Here is an 857-nt window from a genome sequence, read left to right on the forward strand (position 1 = left end):
CTAGGGCCGATCGACATTCAGGATTCCCAAGAGGTCTAATTGCTGATTCATAGGGCTCCGTGTTGGACACGGAGCGGACGATGGGGATCAAGCGATACGAATTGAACGATGTGCAGTGGGCGAAGATCGCGCTGCTGCTGCCGGGGAAGGTAGGTGATCCTGGGAGAACAGGATCAGATAACCGATTGTTTGTGAACGGATGTTTGTGGGTTTTACGTTCCGGCGCGCATTGGTGCGACCTGCCCGAGCGCTATGGCCGCTGGAAGACAGTGCATCGACGCTTCAGCCGCTGGTGTGATGCCGGCGTGTGGGAACGAGTGTTCGATGCGCTCACGACAGACCGCGACAACCAGTATCTTATGATCGACAGCACCATCGTTCGTGCCCACCAGCAGGCAGCGACCGGAAAAGGGGGGCGCAAAACCAGGCGCTGGGGCGTTCCCGAGGAGGACTGACAACCAAGATCCACATGCTCGCCGATGCGCTGGGTCGGCCATTGCGATTTCGCATCACCGCCGGACAGGCGCACGATATTACCGCCGCTCCCGCCCTCTTGGAAGGTCAGCAAGCTGATGCCGTGCTCGCCGACAAGGCCTATGACAGCAATGACTTACGCGACCAGATCGCCGAGATGGAGGCGCAGGCGGTGATCCCGTCAAAGCGCAATCGCAAGGTCTTCATCCCCCACGACACCCAACTCTACAAGCAACGCAATCGCATCGAGCGATGCTTTGGACGCCTCAAGCATTTCCGCCGCTTTGCCACACGCTACGATCGGCGAACCATCCACTTCGCCGGCTTCGTTCATCTCGCCGCTGCCATGATCTGGTTACGCTGAATGTCGATCCGACCTAATA

The 857-nt window shown here is 58.7% G+C and carries 1 pseudogene; it reads left to right on the forward strand.

Annotated elements, in window-relative coordinates:
- The first annotated feature begins 80 nt into the window (after positions 1–80).
- A pseudogene (locus tag LQ220_RS24820) lies at positions 81–838 on the forward strand (IS5 family transposase).
- Positions 839–857 lie beyond the last annotated feature (19 nt).

Source organism: Sphingobium sp. CECT 9361, from assembly GCF_918741285.1.
Classification (GTDB): Bacteria; Pseudomonadota; Alphaproteobacteria; order Sphingomonadales; family Sphingomonadaceae; genus Sphingobium.